The sequence below is a fragment of the Shouchella shacheensis genome (assembly GCF_001484965.1).
GTDB classification, from domain to species: domain Bacteria; phylum Bacillota; class Bacilli; order Bacillales; family Bacillaceae_D; genus Shouchella; species Shouchella shacheensis.
Genome location: NZ_LLYY01000037.1, coordinates 16,850 through 35,624 on the forward strand (window position 1 = coordinate 16,850; position 18,775 = coordinate 35,624).

General features: G+C 47.0%; 13 protein-coding genes. 5 read left to right on the forward strand and 8 right to left on the reverse strand.

What is annotated here, in order from left to right; genetic code table 11:
• Positions 1–8: 8 nt before the first annotated feature.
• From AVZ68_RS17635 to AVZ68_RS17645, 3 genes are read right to left on the reverse strand one after another with little or no spacing between them, the layout of a single operon-like run.
• Positions 9–1,619 (reverse strand): long-chain-fatty-acid--CoA ligase, encoded by a 1,611-nt coding sequence (locus tag AVZ68_RS17635; protein WP_059105901.1) that lies wholly within the window; start codon positions 1,617–1,619, stop codon positions 9–11.
• 23 nt (positions 1,620–1,642) lie between these two features.
• Positions 1,643–2,419: an SDR family oxidoreductase gene (locus AVZ68_RS17640; RefSeq protein WP_059105902.1), complete on the reverse strand. Its 777-nt coding sequence runs from the start codon at positions 2,417–2,419 to the stop codon at positions 1,643–1,645.
• The gene (locus AVZ68_RS17645; RefSeq protein WP_059105903.1) at positions 2,416–3,663 is read right to left on the reverse strand and encodes an acyl-CoA dehydrogenase family protein; all 1,248 of its coding nucleotides are present in this window, start codon (positions 3,661–3,663) and stop codon (positions 2,416–2,418) included. The genes AVZ68_RS17640 and AVZ68_RS17645 overlap by 4 nt, the downstream gene beginning before the upstream one ends.
• Positions 3,664–3,940: 277 nt before the next feature.
• Between AVZ68_RS17645 and AVZ68_RS17650 the strand changes: the two genes are divergently transcribed.
• The 3 genes from AVZ68_RS17650 to AVZ68_RS17660 all read left to right on the forward strand — a co-directional run bounded on the left by AVZ68_RS17650 (position 3,941) and on the right by AVZ68_RS17660 (position 7,216).
• Positions 3,941–5,323 carry an MFS transporter gene (locus AVZ68_RS17650; RefSeq protein ID WP_059105904.1) on the forward strand — a complete coding sequence of 461 codons (1,383 nt, stop codon included), beginning with the start codon at positions 3,941–3,943 and terminating at the stop codon, positions 5,321–5,323.
• A gap of 256 nt (positions 5,324–5,579) precedes the next feature.
• A complete protein-coding gene (locus tag AVZ68_RS17655) occupies positions 5,580–6,545 on the forward strand; it encodes an arsenic resistance protein (protein ID WP_059105905.1) in 966 nt (321 codons plus the stop codon).
• Between the two features lie 416 nt (positions 6,546–6,961).
• A complete protein-coding gene (locus AVZ68_RS17660; RefSeq protein ID WP_059105906.1) occupies positions 6,962–7,216 on the forward strand; it encodes a stage VI sporulation protein F in 255 nt (84 codons plus the stop codon).
• Positions 7,217–7,487: 271 nt separating this feature from the next.
• Here the strand turns inward: AVZ68_RS17660 and AVZ68_RS17665 are convergent, their stop codons facing one another.
• The 4 genes from AVZ68_RS17665 to AVZ68_RS17680 all read right to left on the reverse strand — a co-directional run bounded on the left by AVZ68_RS17665 (position 7,488) and on the right by AVZ68_RS17680 (position 13,449).
• Positions 7,488–7,814, reverse strand: coding sequence for a hypothetical protein (locus AVZ68_RS17665; protein WP_059105907.1), 327 nt, complete (start codon positions 7,812–7,814; stop codon positions 7,488–7,490).
• 439 nt (positions 7,815–8,253) lie between these two features.
• Positions 8,254–9,975 (reverse strand): assimilatory sulfite reductase (NADPH) hemoprotein subunit, encoded by a 1,722-nt coding sequence (gene cysI / locus AVZ68_RS17670; protein WP_059105908.1) that lies wholly within the window; start codon positions 9,973–9,975, stop codon positions 8,254–8,256.
• A 24-nt stretch (positions 9,976–9,999) separates the two neighbouring features.
• Positions 10,000–11,844 carry an assimilatory sulfite reductase (NADPH) flavoprotein subunit gene (locus AVZ68_RS17675; RefSeq protein ID WP_059105909.1) on the reverse strand — a complete coding sequence of 615 codons (1,845 nt, stop codon included), beginning with the start codon at positions 11,842–11,844 and terminating at the stop codon, positions 10,000–10,002.
• A 420-nt stretch (positions 11,845–12,264) separates the two neighbouring features.
• A complete protein-coding gene (locus AVZ68_RS17680; protein ID WP_059105910.1) occupies positions 12,265–13,449 on the reverse strand; it encodes a cytochrome P450 family protein in 1,185 nt (394 codons plus the stop codon).
• Positions 13,450–13,762: 313 nt separating this feature from the next.
• Between AVZ68_RS17680 and AVZ68_RS17685 the strand changes: the two genes are divergently transcribed.
• A complete protein-coding gene (locus AVZ68_RS17685; RefSeq protein WP_059105911.1) occupies positions 13,763–14,920 on the forward strand; it encodes a dicarboxylate/amino acid:cation symporter in 1,158 nt (385 codons plus the stop codon).
• 58 nt (positions 14,921–14,978) lie between these two features.
• Here AVZ68_RS17685 and htpG read toward each other — a convergent pair whose 3' ends face one another.
• A complete protein-coding gene (gene htpG, locus AVZ68_RS17690; protein ID WP_059105912.1) occupies positions 14,979–16,856 on the reverse strand; it encodes a molecular chaperone HtpG in 1,878 nt (625 codons plus the stop codon).
• Between the two features lie 626 nt (positions 16,857–17,482).
• Here htpG and AVZ68_RS17695 point away from each other — a divergent pair.
• Positions 17,483–18,655: an NRAMP family divalent metal transporter gene (locus AVZ68_RS17695; protein ID WP_059105913.1), complete on the forward strand. Its 1,173-nt coding sequence runs from the start codon at positions 17,483–17,485 to the stop codon at positions 18,653–18,655.
• Positions 18,656–18,775 lie beyond the last annotated feature (120 nt).

The following is an 18,775-nucleotide window of genomic DNA, read 5'->3' on the forward strand; positions in this document are numbered from 1 at the left end:
GTACATCCTCACTCCTGATTGGTTGTTGCTTCTTCTCGTAACGCTTTTCGTAAGATCTTCCCTACATTGGTCTTCGGAAGCTCTTCTCGGAATTCAACGATCCTAGGGATTTTGTAAGCAGCCATATGGGCACGACAGTATGTTTCCACTTCTTTCGGTTCAAGCGTTTGCCCTTCATGCAGGACAAGATAGGCTTTGACAGTTTCGCCTCTGTAGGCGTCGGGCACACCAATGACCACGGCTTCTTTGATCGCCGGATGTTCATACAGCACTTCCTCCACGTCACGGGGATAAATGTTTTCCCCACTTGCGATGATCATGTCTTTTTTGCGGTCAACAATATAAAGGTAGCCCTCGTCGTCGATTCGACCGATATCCCCTGTGTAAAGCCAACCATCCCTAAGGGCATTCGCGGTCTCTTCTGGTTTGTTCCAGTAGCCCTTCATCACTTGCGGTCCACGGATGATAATTTCGCCGAGATCGCCATTCTTCATTTCGTTCTCCCCGGAAGCGAGATCGACAACCTTGTAGTCGGTGCCAGGGAGTCCGATACCTACACTGCCTGGTTTTTTCTTAGCAAAGGCAGGGTTGCAGTGCGTCGTCGGCGATGCCTCCGATAGCCCGTAGCCTTCTAGAATCTTGGCCCCACTCTTTTCCTCAAACGAGCGCATTACTTCTACAGGCATCGGTGCGCTGCCACTGTTGCAAATTTTGATGCTGCTTATGTCCGTTTTGGTAGCCAGTGGGTGACTGTTTAACGCCACATACATGGTTGGAACCGCTGGAAACGCTCCGGGGCGCTGTTCCCCGATCGTTTTCAGTACCTCCTCTGGATCAAAACGGGGGAGGAGGATAACTTCCGAAGCGGTATAGAGACCCAAATTCATGCAGACGGTCATGCCGAAGACGTGAAAGAGCGGGATTACAGCTAATGTTTTATCTTGACCAATCTCAATCTCTTCTTGAAAAAATAAGTAATTTTGAATCACGTTCGCCATCAGGTTGCGATGAGTCAGCATCGCCCCCTTGGACAGACTCGTCGTCCCCCCTGTATACTGCAGAACCGCCACATCCTCGATGTTTGTTTCCACCGCTTTCGGTTCTTCCTTCCCATTTGCAAGAAACGCATCAAAGCTTGGATCTGGGCCTGGCACAGCTGATGACTCGAAGCTAACGACAATGATCGTCTCAACCGTCTCGCTCTCGCTTTTTTTCACTCGCTCATAAAGAGCTTCGAACACAACGACCGCTTTCGCTCCGGAATCATTCAGGAAGTAGGTGATTTCCCGGTCCACGCTCATCGGATTGATTTGCGTCACCACTGCTCCGGCCTTTAAGATCCCGTAGTAAGCAATCACGTAGTGCGGGCAGTTCGGCAGCATAATCGCGACCCGGTCCCCTTTTTCCACCCCAGACGCTTGCAGGCTTGAAGCGAACGAATCAATCGCAGCGACGAGCTCTTTATACGTCAGTTTCTGTCCATAGAAGGAGGTCGCATGAGCATCCGGGTACGTAACCGCTTTCTTCCCTAGCATTTCCGGAAGGGTTTGATTGGGCACTTCAATGTCGTTTGTGAGAAATTCTGGATATTGTTTGAGCCAAGCTTTTTCCTGGTTCATAGGAACCCTCCATTCCGTTTGGATTACCTGACGTGTGAACCTCCATCTACAACGACAACATCGCCGGTGATATAGTCTGAAGCCTTTGAGGCTAGGAAGAGGGCGACGCCTTTCAAGTCATCGTCTGAGCCAAAGCGGGCAAGGGGCGTCCCTGCAAGAATTGCGTCCCCGCCTTTTTCGATGACCACCTTTGACATTTTTGTTGGAAAAAAGCCCGGGGCAATCGCGTTGACGTTAATATTATGCTCTCCCCACTTTGAGGCGAGGTCCTTTGTAAAGGTAATAATCGCTCCTTTGCTCGTGTTGTAGCCAATCGTGTCCAGCACGCCTGGAGGAGAACTCTTGAGTCCGGTAACGGAGGCAATGTTAATGATTTTGCCGCCGCCCTGCTCGATCATCACTCTTCCCACTGACTGGCTCATCAAAAATGTGCCGGTGACGTTCACATTCATCACCTTGTGCCAGGCTTCAAGCGGCATATCAAGCACCGAAGCGCCCCATGAGGCTCCACTGTTATTGACAAGAATGTCGATGCTTCCAAATCGCTCCTTCGTGTCCCGAACAACGGCTTCCACGTCCTCTTGATTGACGACATCACATGGTAGCGCAAGCGTTTCGACGCCTGTGGTTTCTTCAATTTTCTTGGCCGCTTCCTGGCACCCCTCCAACTTTCTTGAGCAGAGGACGACATTGGCGCCCGCTTCTGCGAGCCCCTGCGCGATTTGAATCCCGAGCCCTCTACCGCCGCCCGTGACGATCGCTGTTTTCCCTTTGACTGAAAAGAGGTCGATAACGCTCATCGGGATCCCTCCTTAGCTGTTTGTGTATGTCCAGCTTCTTGATGGTTTTTTAACTCAAGCTTGGCGATTTGCGCTCGGTGCACTTCGTCGGGGCCATCGGCGAGGCGCAACGTTCGTGAATTGGCCCACTGTGCAGCCATTGGGAAGTCATTGGAGACGCCCGCGCCGCCAAAAGCCTGAATCGCCCGATCGATTACGCGTAACGCCATCGACGGTGCGACCACTTTAATCATGGCGATATCTGCCTTCGCTTCCTTGTTGCCGACCGTGTCCATGCGATAAGCCGCTCGAAGTGTAAGCAAGCGTGCCTGCTCGATATCAATGCGGGACTCTGCCACCCACTCTGCGACAACGCCTTGCCTCGATAAAGGCTTACCAAAAGCTTCCCTTTGTTGAATCCGCTTACACATTTCCTCAAGCGATCGCTCCGCTGCCCCAATTAAGCGCATGCAGTGGTGAATGCGTCCCGGACCGAGCCTTCCTTGGGCAATCGCGAATCCTTTGCCTTCACCTAATAAGATATTTTCTTTCGGCACACGTACATTGTCAAATGTTACTTCTCCGTGACCATGAGGGGCGTGATCATACCCAAACACAGGCAGCGTTCGCTCGACTGTCACGCCCGGGGTCTTAAGTGGGACAAGAATCATCGCTTGCTGTTCATGGCGCTGGGCCTCAGGATTCGTTTTTCCCATCACAATCGCAATCTCACAACGTGGATCACCGGCTCCAGACGTCCACCATTTTCGCCCGTTAATGACGTACTCTTCCCCATCCCGCTCAATTCTCGCTTCAATATTGGTAGCGTCTGAGGAAGCGACCTCTGGCTCCGTCATCGCAAAACAGGAGCGAATCTCTCCTTCCAGAAGCGGTTTAAGCCAGCGTTTCTTCTGTTCCTCGGTTCCGTAGCGAACAAGAACCTCCATATTGCCCGTATCGGGGGCAGCGCAATTAAAGACTTCTGGAGCAATTAGCGAGCGGCCCATGATTTCACAAAGCGGCGCATACTCAATATTGGTCAGCCCAGCTCCAAGTTCGCTGTCTGGCAAAAATAAATTCCATAAGCCCTCTTCCTTCGCTTTAGCCTTTAATTCTTCCATCATCGGGGGGACCGCTGTCCAGCGCGTTTCCATCTCATTGAGCTGTTCTTCATAAAGCCTTTCATTTGGGTACACATGGGCTTCCATGAACGCCGTCACCTTTTTTTGCAATTCCTGTACCTTTGATGAATAAGAAAAATCCAAGCCAACCCCTCCTTTTTAATACTAACCAGTTGGTATGTTTAAAGTATACCAGACTGATGGCATTATTCAAACAATAATATCCAACAGGGCTTATAATTTTCTAGAGAAGGGATGATCTTCCCCGAGCCGTCTCTAACTAAAAGGTTTAAGAAAACTCATAAAAATGATTTGATTATTTCGATAAAAAGTGTAAGATGGGAAACATACTAATCAGTTAGTATGTTTTTGATCAAGTAGAATAAAAGATGTAAACGCATTCACCGGAGGAGGGAGAAGCATGGACGCAAAAAAACTGGCAGAGCAACGAGCGACGACACCCGATCATTCAAAGGTTCCTGGACATAAGGAAATGCTGCATTATGGACTTGGATACTTAGGAATTATCTCTGTATGGACGTTGATCGGCACCTTTCTAACCTTTTATTATACGGACGTTGCCGGCATTTCCGCTGCCGCCGTAGGCACGATGATGCTCGTCGTTCGTTTGTTAGATGGGGTCACGGATATTGGTATGGGAACGCTCATCGATCGCACAAAATCAAAGCATGGGAAAGCACGCCCCTGGGTTCTTTGGACAGCCATCCCCCTTGGAATTACCACAGTGCTTGTTTTTTCGGTCCCTGACATTAGCGATTCGGGGAAAATTATATACGCGTATGTGACCTATATCTCCCTAATCTTGGCCTATACAGCCATTTCGATTGCCCTTAAAACACTGCTTGGGCTTATGACTCAAGTGCAGCAAGGGCGATCCGTAATTAATATTTACTCGGGCGTCTTTACGATGATTGCAACGCTCGTAATCACGGTCTCTGCTCAGCCGGTTGCAAGCGCCATTGGCGGTAGGCTGGGCTGGACTCTTCTTGCTTTAATGATAAGCGTGATCATTGTTGCCACTAGTTTTATTGCCTTTCGTGCGACTACCGAACGAGTAGGCAACCACAGGAACCGTCAAAAAAATAGTATTCCTTTTCTTATAGCCTACAAAGCGTTGTTCTCGAATAAATACTGGGTTATTATCACACTGTACTGTGTAGTGGCGTACACGCTTAATGCGCTTCTTGCAGGGGCGGGCCTGTATTACGCACAGTACATTCTTGGAAATACAAGCTATTTTTCTATCATTGGCCTCGCTTTATTTGTGCCAACGATCGTTGGGTTTTTCTTCATTTCCCGGATCGTCAAGCGTTTCGGTAAACGAAACATCGCCTTAGCGGTCTCTTTTATTGGTATGTTTGGGCCACTTGTGAAACTAATAGAAACATCAAGTCTCCCTGTCTTTTTAGTAGGGACTATTATCCAGGGGTTCGGGTTGCTGCCGGTTATTATGGTATTGTATGCCATGATTAATGATACGGCAGAATACGGGGAATGGAAGTCAGGCGTGAGAACAGAAGGATTGATCAATAGTGCCGCCAGCTTTGGCATGAAAGTCGGAGCAGGTCTTGGAGGAGCGATCATCGGCTGGCTCCTTGCCTTTGGCGGCTACGTCGGGGCAAGTCCTGCCCAATCGGCCATGGCCATCGATATGATTATTGTTCTGAATATTTATCTCCCGCTACTTCTGGCCATCCTGCAAACCATTTTGCTTTGGATGTATCGGCTTGATCAGCAGTATACGACGATCGTGCTTGAGTTAAAACGTCGCAAAGGGGAGTGATTATAGGAGCGAATGGAAAGCGGCAGGCTGTTTTGATTGTTAGCGAAGTTGAACGACCTCTATTGGCTCTTTTACAACCACGCAATTCGTCATCAGAATAAAAGGAACGGAGTAACCGAGAGTCTCTCGGTTATGCTCCAACCCACCTCAATCCCTTTTTTATCGATGGATGAGGTATATTTTCCTTTAAGTGGGCGTCCCGAGGAGAGTATACTGGGGTGTAGATCACGTATAGTCAAGAAGAGGGTAACCATTCATGAGGACATTGGAAAAGCTACAAACGCTTGTTATCTTGCTTTCTATTAGCCTAGGGCTTCTCTTAGGACAGCTTCACATAATCGAGCAATACGCGGACTATTTCATTATCCCTTTTTTGTTCGTCATGTTATATGGATTGTTTCTAACCATTCCGTTAAAGCCATTGAAAAAAGCCTTTCTGAATTACAAATTCCTGAGTACGAGTACGATTATTAATTTTATTTGGACACCTTTACTTGCTTGGGGACTGGGCTTTTTATTCTTGTCCGAGCATCCAGCGTTATGGATGGGTTTTATCATGTTGATGGTGACTCCCTGTACGGATTGGTATCTGATATTTACTGGCGTCGCTAAAGGGAATGTCCCCCTTTCGACAGCGCTATTACCAGTCAACGTAATTTTGCAAGTGTTGCTTCTCCCGGTGTACCTGCTCATTTTTGCTGGAACCGTTGAAACGGTTGAGCTATCAACCGTTCTGGAGAGCGTTATACTTGTCCTTGTCGCCCCCTTTGCGCTTGCCCTTCTTTCACGTTATGTATTAAAGAAAAAGGAATCGTTTTTAAAGAACAAATGGACGCCCTTTTTTGGCAGCGGACAAGTGTTCTTCCTAGCACTGGCGATCATGGCGATGTTCGCTTCGCAAGGTTCTTACTTACTAGAAAACCTTAATGTCCTTTATATTTTGCTCATCCCCGTCTTGTTGTATTTTGTTATCAACTATGTGCTCGCTCGTTTGATTGGGAGATTTCTAAAGTTTTCTTATGAAAATACCGCTAGCTTAACTTTAACGATCATAGCTAGAAATTCGCCAGTGGCTTTGGCGATAGCGGTCACCGCTTTTCCTGATCAACCCCTCATCGCCCTAGCGTTGGTGATTGGCCCATTGATTGAATTGCCCGTTCTTGCCATCATTTCCGGGCTTTTGCTTTTTACAAGGAAAAACCAGAAAGCAACCAGCATTTAAGGGCTGGTTGCTTTTTTTTCTAGCTCCGGCGGGTAGAAGCGTCGAGGTTTTTCGCCCTGACAACGAAATCCAAGTACGGGATTTCTTTTATCGGTTCTCCAAAATTCTTGCTTCTAGGCAACCCGCCTTCGCTTTTCGGTTTGACCTTTATCCAATCCTCACCTTCCCTTTGCTTAGCGCATTAAGGGACAAATGGTTGAATTCAGCTTCAGTGGGTGTCTGTCCGAACCAATAAACCGTATCACACATAATGTACAAAGAAGGGGCAAAGGAAGGGCGGTTCAGGAAGGAAATGGAGCTAAAAGAATTCATACTCATTTTGGTGTTGTTCATCTTGCTGATTATCGTCGGAGTGATCCTCTACTTGCTCTGACGAGGAGGACCATCCTCAATTATCTTGAGAAGGGAGAGAACCCATGAATAACAATCATCTATTTGACTCAATTAAAAAGAAAACGGGCGTGAAAATGGAAGACATTTTAGGTCTTGCTAGAACCTTTCAAAATGCAGATTTCCGCGATCGTGATACGGTGCGAAAGGTTGTCAGAGAAGTTGCACGAGTAGCCAACCGTCCGGTGTCGCAAGAAAAGGAAGACAGAATTGTGGAAACGATTGTCAGCGGAAAAGGGCCTAAGGATTTGTCCTCCTTGGCTAGTATGTTGAAAAAATAGCAGGAAGGCTTACTCAACCCTGCCGTTCATCAATGCCTGGTTCAGCCAATTTTGCTCAAGCATGCAGTTGACATTTCCTGAAATATGTAAATTAAATGACAAAATCTCGCGAGATAAAACGAGCGAGGGGAATTGCCTAAGGGTGAATTCGCCTCGTTTTTTTCGCTACTTCCAGTCCACGATCATCAATTTCTCCATCTGGTTGCAAATCCACCCCCCTACGAGAAACAAAAGATAGTGGGTGCGAGTAGCACCCACTATCTTAATCCCTTTATTTCTCTTTTTCTTTTTCGTCTTCCTCACGTGCCTCTGAGAGAGTACGGGCAAAAGCCTCTGCGTCAACGTAAACGTCAACATAGGAGTTTCCACTATCCACAACGTTGGCTTCGTTGAAATTAAAGTTTTGATCCTTTACTTTGTTTTTCACTTCGTTATTTACTTCGACCTCGTTTTCGTTATCTAGCCATACATTTCTAGTCTTGGTTTCGTTGTCTACGCGTCTGCGCCTTTTTAAACCGTCTCTATATTTGAAGTACCTCTTACACCTCCTGCAGCGTTTCTTATCTTTTTTATCTCTTTTATCTTTATAATAACCCATTTATTTTTCTCCTCCCTTTTTTAAACTTAACTCATACTATGTAAGGATTTAAGGACTGTTTGGACCACAACCCCGATTGAGAAAGAATGTGCTCCTATGCTAATGAAGAAACCTAGGTAACGAGGGCTGAAAAATCGGAAAAAGCCCTCGATGAGAGAGCTTCCCCTGTTTTCCTTGCAAATCTCTTGGACTACGCTCAACAAAAAAGCACTCTTTCCATCAATCCGAAAAGCACAGGCGGGTGGCCCCGAAGCAAGGATTTTGGAAGGCCTGACAAAAAACCCGATTTTTGGCTAACGCTTGCCAGGACTGAAAATTCCCAGGCTTCGATCCTGTGGAGCTAGACAAAAAAACTGTCAGTGATTGAACACCGACAGCCATTATGGTTCCTTATATTAATATAAGCGCCGCACCATGCTTATAAAAACCTCTAATCCCCTCACTCATGAAAATCGGTTCCGGAATGCACTTCTTTCACATGACCAGTGCGAATCACAAAATTGCCAAAATGTTCGCTTTCCTGCCGTTCTTTTGCATACTGAAAAAGGAGGGAGCGAAGCGATTCTAAGATCTCTTCTTCTCCGATGTTTTCACGGTAAAGCTTGTTCAACCGGTCTCCGGAAAAGCCTGCGCCTAAATACATATTGTATTTCCCTGGAGCTTTGCCGATAAAGCCAATTTCGCCCAGAGACGGGCGTGAACAGCCGTTTGGGCAGCCGGACATGCGAATCACGATCTCTTCTTCGTGCAACCCAGCTTCATCCACGACCGATTCAAGTTTCTCCAGTAAAGCGGGGAGATAGCGTTCCGCTTCTGCCATCGCCAGCCCACAGGTTGGAAAGGCGACACAGGCCATGGAATTTCTCCGCAAAGCAGAATAATGCTCGCCATCCGTAAGTCCGTATTTCTCGATCAATTCGACGATTTTCCGTTTTTTATGGCTTGTCACATTGGCGATGACCACATTCTGGTTGGGGGTGAGTCGAAAGTCGCCCGTATGAATCTTCGCGATTTCGCGCAGCCCGGTCATCAACAGGTAGTCTTCGGAATCTATAATACGGCCGTTCTGAATGAAGAGCGTGAAATGCCAACGGTTGTTACTACCTTTCACCCAGCCATAGCGGTCGCCGTTATGCTCGAAATGGTACGAACGCGCCTCCTCGAGTTCCCAGCCTAACCTCTCATGCAATTCTCCTTTGACCCAATCAAGTCCGCGTGCATCAATCGTGTACTTGAACCGAGCATTCTTTCTAACGGAGCGGTTGCCATAATCCCGTTGAATCGTGATGAGCTTCTCGCACACATCGACAACCTCATTAGGGGAGCAGAAGCCAATCACTCGGCCGAGTTGAGGGTATGTGCTCTCATCCCCATGAGTCATTCCCATGCCGCCCCCGACGGCCACGTTGAAACCTTTCAGCTGGTTATCTTCTAAAATCGCGATCAGCCCAATGTCTTGAGAAAAAACATCGACATCGTTGGAAGGTGGTACCGCCATCCCGATCTTAAATTTTCGTGGCAAATAGAGCGGACCGTACATTGGCTCCTCTTCTTCTGTTTGCGGAGTGCCCGCGACTTTTTCCTCATCGAGCCAGATTTCATGATACGCTCTGGTTCGTGGCGAAAGGTAATCGCTCAGCTTGCGTGCCCATTCGTACACTTCGAGATGAACCTCTGATTGGTACGGATTAGGGTTGGCCATTACATTCCGGTTCACGTCCCCGCAAGCAGCAAGCGTATCCATCAACGCGTCGTTGATTTCACGAATGTTTTTCTTCATGTTCCACTTTAGGATTCCGTGCATTTGGAACGCTTGCCGCGTCGTTAGTTTCAACGTGCCGTTGCCGTATTTATTGGCAACGTCGTCCATCGTTAACCATTGCTCAGGCGTGGCGACTCCGCCTGGTGCCCGCACACGCACCATGAATTGATAGGCTGGCTCCAGCTTTTGCTGCCTGCGTTCATTTCGCAGATCCCGATCATCCTGCAAGTAGCTTCCATGGAATTTCATCAATCGATTATCGTCATCAGGGATTCCTGCGCTTATCCGATCTTCAAGGGTTTCGCTTAATGATCCGCGCAGGTACCTGCTTTCTCTTTTTATGCGCTCCACGTCGCTCGGAGGTCCGTCCTGGGTCGGAACGATTTTACTGTTTGCCATTGGTTAACTCCTTTCAGTTCCCACTCAATACACGTCGCGTTGATAACGCTTCTGCTGCTGCATTTGTGATAGATATGCTTCGGCTTCTTGTTGGCTCATGGCGCCTTCTTTTTCGAGAATGGCGGTTAAGGCGGTGTGAACATCATGGGCCATGCGTTTTTCATCCCCGCAAATGTAAACAACCGCTCCTTCTTCTAACCATTGGTAAAGTTCCTCGCTTTTCTCGAGCATCCGATGCTGGACGTAGACTTTCTCCTCGGTATCACGGGAAAAGGCGACATCCATATGGGTAAGGACGCCTTCTTGAAGCCAGCGCTGCCAATCTACTTGATAAAGAAAGTCGGTCGTAAAGTGCTGGTCCCCGAAAAACAGCCAAGACTTCCCTTCCGCTTCGATTTCCTCCCTTTCTTCCATAAAGGAGCGAAACGGCGCGATGCCCGTGCCTGGTCCAATCATGATAATTGGGGTGTCCGGCTCAGCAGGAAGTTTGAAGTTCGGGTTGCGTTGGATGTAGATTGGCAGAAAGTCGCCCGGCTCTGTTCGTTCAGCACACTGCCCTGAGCAGACACCAGTTCGGGCACGTCCATGTGCATCATACCTTACCGCCCCAATTGTGAGGTGGACTTCATCTGGATTCGCTGATGAAGAACTCGCGATCGAGTAAAGGCGAGCTGGAAGTTTTCGCAGGATCGAAAGGAATTCGCTAACTGAGCCTTCCCAAGGAGCAAAATCTCGCATGAAATCTAGCAAATCTCGGCCAGTAAGGTAGTCTCTTAGCTTCCCTCCGTCCCCTTCCAGAAGCTCTTGTAGAGCGCTATTTGACGTGAACGTCGACGCTTTCTCAAGCAAAGGTTTTGTCAACACCGTAATCTCGTAATGAGATTTCAATGCCTCACGCAAGGAGCGAATTTCTCCTTGTTTATTCACTGGGACACTCTCTTCAGCGTTCCAGTTCATTTCGTCGATGAGCATATCGACTAACGCAGAATCATTTTCAGGATAAATGCCCAAGCTGTCGCCGGGCTCAAACTCAAGATTCGAGCCTTCTAGGGATAACTCAAGATGGCGAGTTTCTTTATTTGAACCACGACCATTAAGATTCAAATTTTCTAAGATTTCGGCACGAAAAGGATTTGTCCGCGAATAAGTCGGTACATCAGTTGGCAATCCGACTGCCTGAACTTGTGCGGATGCTCCAGTACTGACAGAAATCTCCCCCTGAGCCTCCGTTAAGCTGCTCAAGACGCCCTGAAACCACTCTTCGGCCGGTTCGTCAAAGTCGAGATCACAATCAACGCGCGGATAAAGCCGCTTTCCACCCAGCTCCTCTAGGCGTTTGTCGAAATCTTTACCTGTTTGACAGAAAAACTCGTAGGAGCTGTCTCCTAAGGCAAGGACGGCGTAGTTCTGGTTCTCTAATTTGGGTGCTTTTCGACCATGTAAGAACTCATAAAATGGCAAGGCGTCATCTGGCGGGTCTCCTTCTCCGTGTGTACTGACCACGACCAGCAAGTTTTCAACTTTCTTCAAGTTCTTCGGTTTGAAATCCCCCATGGATGAGAGCGTTACTTGAAATCCTTGCTCTTCTAACTTTCGGGAGTACTCATCCGATAACAGTTGCCCGTTGCCGGTGTGGGAACCAAAGAGTATCGTTACCTCTTTAGTAAGAGTTGGCACAGCGTTCTCAGAGGATGTTGCCACCTCCGGGTGATCTTGGAGAACGTCTCCTGGTACCATCGCCTGAGCCTGGGGAGCGGCCAGATACCCGCTCAGCCAAGTCTTTTGTGACTCCGCAAGTGTTGGCAGAAGACGGTTAAGGAGCTCTATTTGCTCTTGACTAAAAGGACTGTTTGTTACTTGAAGCTGCAATGATATCACCTCACCAAGGAATACTTTTTTATACTTACCTAATTAAGGGGCACCCACATGTATAAGCGGTATTGTGAACATAGAAATGATGTGGATATGTAAAAAAACGAACAAACCAACCTATAACATCCATGTAGATTAATATGATCCATCATATCTCGATAATCCCTATGTGTCAAATGGGTTTTAAAGGCGCGATTAGAAAAATACGAGCCGACTTCCCGCTGCAAACTAGACAAGAAGAATCATGCGCCTTGCTCCTTCTGTTTCTTTTTGTCTAGTCCGTCGGGAAGAAGCTAGAGATGTTTTCAGCCCTGCGCCGAATTTTGGCGCAGGGCTGTTTGAGCGAAGGGGTGGCGTTTTTAGACGACGAAGCTCCTCGCTTCTTTTTTGCTGTGCTGCCTATTGAAGTTTTTCCGTTCACAACGAAAGTGGAAGCTCTTTTAATCCCCTAACCACCATACCGGGCCTCCATTCAAGTTCTTCCTTATCACCACGTAACTTCATATGCGGATAGCGTCGCAAAAGAGTGTTGATCGCAATTTCACCTTCTAGGCGAGCAAGTGGTGCCCCTAGGCAAAAGTGAATCCCTTTCCCAAAGGCAAGATGCGGGCTCTTCTCTCGGGCAATATCAAACACATCGGGATCGTCGAACTGTTCTCGGTCGTGATTGGCAGAATTAAGGGCGATGATGACTAAATCTCCTTTTTTCATCGTATGTCCCTTAAATTCCAGGTCTTCGCGTGCCCATCTTGATGTGCTGAACTCGACTGGGCCATTGAATCGAAGAGATTCTTCAATCGCTGTGTGAATCAATTCGGGGTTCTCCTGTAAACGGCTAAGCTCGTCCGGGTGTTCTAGCAGTGAGAGAACGGTGTTGCCAATTAAATTGACTGTTGTTTCATGTCCGGCAATAATTAACAACGAAACGACACCATAGAGTTCACGTTCCGTTAATTGGTCGCCCTCATCCTCGGCCATGATGAGCTGACTGATTAGATCTTGGCCTGGATTTTCCCTTACACTTGCAAAGCGTTTTCCAAGATACTGGACAAACTCCTCCATGTGCAAAGCCATATCGGCGGCATGCTCTCCGTTGGAACCTTCGATTAATGAATTGGACCAGAGGCGAAACTTGTCGCGGTCTTCAGTCGGAACGCCGAGCATTTCTGAAATAACGATGATGGGCAGAGGAAACGCAAAATTATCGATTAAGTTCAGCTGATCGCCCCCTTCGGTTTCATCCAGCAACTCATCAGCAATCGCCTGGATGCGCTCTCTCATTCCGGCAATCATCTTTGGCGTAAATGCTTTTTGAACGAGACCGCGCAATCTTTTATGATCAGGGGGATCAGCAAAAAGCATATTGTGCGTGAAAATCCCCTCATGATCCATATTGCCGCCTGCGAGCTTTGAAAAATCTTTGATAAACCTAAGGTCTTTTAACGCATCAATGGCATCTTCATATCTTGTAATGAGCCACCCATATTGCCCATCTGGAAATAGGGTTCGGTATACGGGTTCCGTCTCTCGAAGTCTGGCATAGGTAGGGTATGGGTCTTTCGTAAATGCTTCCGTGAACAGCTTGGGTTCATTCGAGTACATTGGATATTCTCTCCTTAAAATAGTTTGGTGGTTTCCAAGAGACATGCTGTCAATTTAAGCGTACCATGCTTCTATGAATACCCCTATCCAAATAGTTTGAAAGAATATGAGTTCTTATCAAACACGTAGTGGTGCAACTACAGGTGTTTCAGATCTCGGTGAACCTTACTGATGGTTCCAGAGTGTCACTGACCCTATCGTAATTATGGAAATATATTTTTCACGAATATTTTTTGCATTTGTTCATAAATATCCGTATGATTGTCTTTGGATTCGTACATCTATTAAACCTATACTAGAATGGAGGACTCGTATGAAATTAATTCTTAAGCTACTCTTGGGAATAGTAGCCGGTATTGGTATTGGGCTTCTAGCGAATGAAGGACTTGCACGTTTCATGGTGACCGTGAGTGACATTATCGGCAGCTTTATCTTTTTCATGGTACCGTTGATTATTCTCTTTTTTATTACCGCAGGCATTGCTTCTTTAGGAAAAGGGGCAGGGAGGATTCTTGGCACAACGGTTGGGACTGCCTATCTATCCTCATTTTTGGCAGGAACGTTTGCTGTAAGTGTCGCGATGTTTGTCATTCCCTCACTAGGCATTACTGGAAGGGACGCTTCGGAACCATCGGGAATGGAAGGCTTTCTAGACTTTACGATTGAACCGGTATTTGGCGTGCTAACAGCGCTCGTTCTGGCATTCGTCTTCGGGATTGGCATTGCGGCAAGCGGATCGCAAAGGCTTCAGGACGTAGCAATGGAAGGCCAGAAGATTGTTGATCTAGTGATTCGCCATGTTATTATCCCGCTTTTGCCATTTTATATTGCCGGTGTTTTTACGGAAATGAGTTATGAAGGAACTGTGCTTGAAACCCTTGGTGTCTTTGGAATTGTCCTCCTACTGGCGGTGGGCATGCACCTGACTTGGCTGCTCGTGCAGTACACAGTGGCTGGAGCGGCAAGCAAACGCAATCCTTTTGTTCTCTTGAAGACAATGCTTCCAGCTTATTTCACGGCTCTTGGGACGATGAGCAGCGCAGCAACGATTCCGGTCACACTGGAGTCTGTAAAGAAAACAAAAATCAGCAACTCCATCGCTAATTTCGTCGTTCCTCTATGTGCTAACATTCATTTGTCTGGAAGTACGATTACCGTTGTCACAGCTGCCACTGCGGTAATGTATGTGTACCCCGGATTAGAATTTCCAGGGTTCTTGGCAATGATTCCGGTTATCCTGATGCTTGGCATCATTATGGTGGCGGCTCCAGGTGTTCCAGGAGGAGCTGTGATGGCAGCTACGGGCGTTCTAATATCTATGCTTGGCTTTGATGAGGGTGCCGTAGCACTGATGATTGCCTTATACTTGGCACAGGATAGTTTTGGAACCGCGGCGAACGTTACGGGCGATGGGGCCATCGCCATCCTGATGGATAAAGTAAAATCGCGGTGGTTGAAAAAAACAGCTTAAATTTAGTAAAGCAAAACAGGAGCAGAGGCAAATTCTCTGCTCCTGTTTCGTCATGAAATTAAACCATCACTCTGCACATATCATCCGTGAACCCTACTGGGTCTGTCAGCGGCAGGCCTTCGATCAGAAGCGCCTGATTGTAGAGCAGATTTGTATAAAGCTCTAGCTTTTCTTTGTCATGTTCAGCTGCTTGTTTTAAAGCTCGGAATACGTCGTGATTCATGTTGATTTCAAGCACCTTGTCCGCTTTGACATTCTGGTTATCCGGCATCGCCTGAAGGACTTTTTCCATTTCAATTGTGACTTCCCCATCTGCTGCCAGGCAAACGGGGTGGGTTTTTAGCCGTTTAGAAACGCGGACATCCGTGACTTTTCCTACCAGGAGCGATTTCATTTGATTGAAGAGCTCTTTATTTTCATCATTTTCAGCCTTGGTGTCAGTTTCCTCATCGGTCTCAATTCCTAAGTCCGCGCTGGAGACGGATTTGAATTCTTTGTCCTGATAGGAGCGGAGCATCTTAATCGCAAATTCATCGATATCTTCGGTAAAGTAAAGGATTTCATACCCTTTGTCGGCGACAAGTTCTGCTTGTGGCAGCTTCTCAATTCGCTCATTGGATTCACCTGTTGCGTAGTAGATGTATTTCTGTTCGTCACCCATGCGAGAAACGTACTCACTAAGAGTGACCAACTTTTTCTCGGTAGACGAATAGAACATCAGCAAACCTTGCAGGACGTCTTTGCTGGCGCCAAAATCGCTGTAAACACCAAATTTCAGCTGACGACCAAAGGACTGGTAGAACTTCTCGTATTTGTCCCGGTCATTCTTCATGAGCGTCTGGAGCTGGCTCTTGATTTTCGATTTGATGTTCTTCGCAATCAGCTTTAGTTGACGGTCATGCTGGAGCATTTCTCTCGAGATATTGAGCGAGAGGTCTTCTGAATCAACCATGCCTTTAACGAAACTAAAGTAATCAGGAAGCAAGTCCGCGCATTTCTCCATAATCAAGACGCCATTGGCATACAGCTCAAGGCCTTTCTCAAATTCCTTGGAGTAGTAATCAAACGGAATATTCTCTGGAATAAACAAGATCGCATTGTAGCGAACAGCACCATCGACGCTCAGATGAATATGTTCCAGTGGCTGATCAAAGCCATAATGCTTGTCTTGGTAGAACTGTTCATAATCTTCATTCGTAAGTTCACTCTTATTCTTTCGCCAAATCGGCACCATGCTGTTAATGATTTGCTCTTCCTTGTACTCCTCAAATTCTCCTTCACTGTCTTCTTTCGGCCGTTGCTCGGTGACATTCATCTTAATGGGATAACGAATGAAGTCGGAGTATTTTTTAATAATCGCTTTCAGACGGTATTCCTCTAAATACTCGTCAAACGATTCGTCTTCTGTGTTTTCTTTGATTTTCAAGAAAATGTCGGTGCCGACGGCCTCCTTTTCAACAGGTTCAATCGTGTAGCCATCCGTTCCATTGGATTCCCATTTGAATGCTTGCTCTCCGTCTAGTGTCTTACTCACAACTGTCACGACATCGGCTACCATGAACGCCGCGTAGAATCCAACGCCAAACTGCCCAATGATGTCGTGGCCATCTTTCAGTTCTGTTTCATTTTTAAAAGCAAGCGAACCGCTCTTCGCGATCGTGCCGAGGTTGTTCTCCAACTCTTCCTTCGTCATGCCAATCCCTGTATCCGATAAGGTTAGCGTTCGCTCTTCTTTATCTGCTGCAATGTGAATCGCGTATCGGTCTTTTTCAAAGCTGACCGCGTCATCCGTCAATGCCCGGTAATAAATCTTGTCAATCGCATCGCTCGCATTTGAAATTAACTCGCGCAAGAAAATCTCTTTCTGTGTGTAAATCGAGTTAATCATCAGTTCGAGCAGTCGTTTTGACTCCGCTTGAAACGGTTTCTTTACCATTGAAGATACTTCCCCTTCCGTTTTCTGTATGTAAGAACAAAGATTAATTAGCACTCTTCCTTGCTGAGTGCTAATCTACTTTCATTTTACACAATTCATTATTGGAGTCAACAGATTGCTTGGTTTGAAATAAAGTAAGTGAAATTATTCAGTTTGGATTAACATCCAAAATGCTGACCGTAACGACGTCGTTTTTCGTAAAAACACTTCCGTTGAAAACAAACAGACATCGATTGCGGCTGTTAATGTTGGTAATATTTTTTAAAAAAACTATCATACAGTACGTGAAATTATTAAATCCCGACTTTTCAACTGTAAATTTTCGCGCAAATCATTTTGCTCAAATGGGGTGACTTAGGCTTTTTCGTCTGCTATTATAATCCCTTGCTTGCAGAACCTTCCCATACACTTGCTCTTGCAAAACGCCGATTATAGTATATCTGGCGTTCTTTTTCCTGCCACAGCTCATGCTTCTGGTTGGAGCTGCCTACAGCCGGTTGATGAGCGGTAAAACCTTTTGCATGCGTCTCCCCTCTTCAGGGCACAAAATAGATAGACATTGGAAAGGATGAATAACATTGGACCAGGACCAGGTACAAGACACAAAGCAACTCAAAAAAAGAAGGATGACGGCCATGGTAGGCGCCATTTTTTTAATGGCCACATCCGCTATTGGCCCCGGTTTTTTAACACAAACAGCAGTTTTTACTGAACAACTGCTTGCGAGTTTTGCGTTCGTGATTCTCGCATCAATCATTCTTGATATCGGTGCGCAGCTAAATATCTGGCGCATCATTGCCGTCACGAAAATGAAGGGGCAAGAAATTGCCAACACTGTATTGCCTGGACTTGGTTATGTCGTGGCCTTTTTAATTGTTTTAGGGGGTCTTGCGTTTAACATTGGAAATGTCGCTGGTGGAGGACTCGGCTTCAACGCCATGATTGGCTTTTCTCCGACGACAGGGGCGCTCCTCACAGGCGTCATTGGCGTTATCATTTTCTCCTTAAAAGAAGCGCAAGTGGCGATGGATAAAATTGTCCGCTATCTGGGGGCACTTATGATTTTGCTCACCGCGTATGTGATGGTCGTCAGCCATCCGCCCTACGGTGAAGCAGTTTTGCGTTCTGTCGTTCCGCTTGAAGTGGACGTTCTGACGATCGTGACCGTTGTCGGTGGGACTGTCGGCGGCTATATTAGCTTTGCTGGAGGACACCGTCTCTTAGATGCAGGCATCACTGGAAAAGAAAACTTGCGCCAAGTAACGAATACGTCGATTACCGGAATTGCGGTCGCCTCTGTGATGAGGATTGTGTTGTTTTTGGCGGTTCTTGGCGTTGTCTCCGCCGGCCATGTCCTTAATCCTGATAACCCGACCGCCTCCGTTTTCCAGATTGCCGCAGGTGAGATTGGCTATCGCATTTTCGGGCTTGTTCTTTTTGCCGCAGGTGTTACCTCCGTCATTGGGGCAGCGTATACGTCCGTTACTTTTCTGACGACGTTCCACCGAAACATCGAACCGTATAAAAATTACTGGACGATTGGCTTTATCGTGCTTTCTACAGCGATCTTTGTGATGATCGGTGAGCCCGTAATGCTCCTTATCCTTGCCGGAGCCTTTAACGGACTGATTTTGCCTATTACCCTTGGATGTATTTTACTGGCCGCCCACCGTCCCAGCATTGTCGGAGACTACAAACACCCCCTCTGGATGACAATTTTCGGGGCGATTGTAGTGGTCTTAACCATTTTCCTAGGCATTCGCACCATGTTCCAGATGCTGCCACAAATCTTTGCGTGAGAACGGTCTTGTATCGCAGCGGAATCCGAATCACTCAGCCGGTCTTCCTCATTTGCAGTAAGACCATTTACCCTGGATTCCCGCGTACTCATAACGAGGTGGGCGGGATAACACCCAAGC

Coding starts and splice junctions, on each gene's coding strand:
- AVZ68_RS17635 (WP_059105901.1), bottom strand. CDS start 1,619: ATGAACCAGGAAAAAGCTTGGCTCAAACAATATCCAGAATTTCTCACA.
- AVZ68_RS17640 (WP_059105902.1), bottom strand. CDS start 2,419: ATGAGCGTTATCGACCTCTTTTCAGTCAAAGGGAAAACAGCGATCGTC.
- AVZ68_RS17650 (WP_059105904.1), top strand. CDS start 3,941: ATGGACGCAAAAAAACTGGCAGAGCAACGAGCGACGACACCCGATCAT.
- AVZ68_RS17655 (WP_059105905.1), top strand. CDS start 5,580: ATGAGGACATTGGAAAAGCTACAAACGCTTGTTATCTTGCTTTCTATT.
- AVZ68_RS17660 (WP_059105906.1), top strand. CDS start 6,962: ATGAATAACAATCATCTATTTGACTCAATTAAAAAGAAAACGGGCGTG.
- AVZ68_RS17665 (WP_059105907.1), bottom strand. CDS start 7,814: ATGGGTTATTATAAAGATAAAAGAGATAAAAAAGATAAGAAACGCTGC.
- cysI (WP_059105908.1), bottom strand. CDS start 9,975: ATGGCAAACAGTAAAATCGTTCCGACCCAGGACGGACCTCCGAGCGAC.
- AVZ68_RS17680 (WP_059105910.1), bottom strand. CDS start 13,449: ATGTACTCGAATGAACCCAAGCTGTTCACGGAAGCATTTACGAAAGAC.
- AVZ68_RS17685 (WP_059105911.1), top strand. CDS start 13,763: ATGAAATTAATTCTTAAGCTACTCTTGGGAATAGTAGCCGGTATTGGT.
- htpG (WP_059105912.1), bottom strand. CDS start 16,856: ATGGTAAAGAAACCGTTTCAAGCGGAGTCAAAACGACTGCTCGAACTG.
- AVZ68_RS17695 (WP_059105913.1), top strand. CDS start 17,483: ATGACGGCCATGGTAGGCGCCATTTTTTTAATGGCCACATCCGCTATT.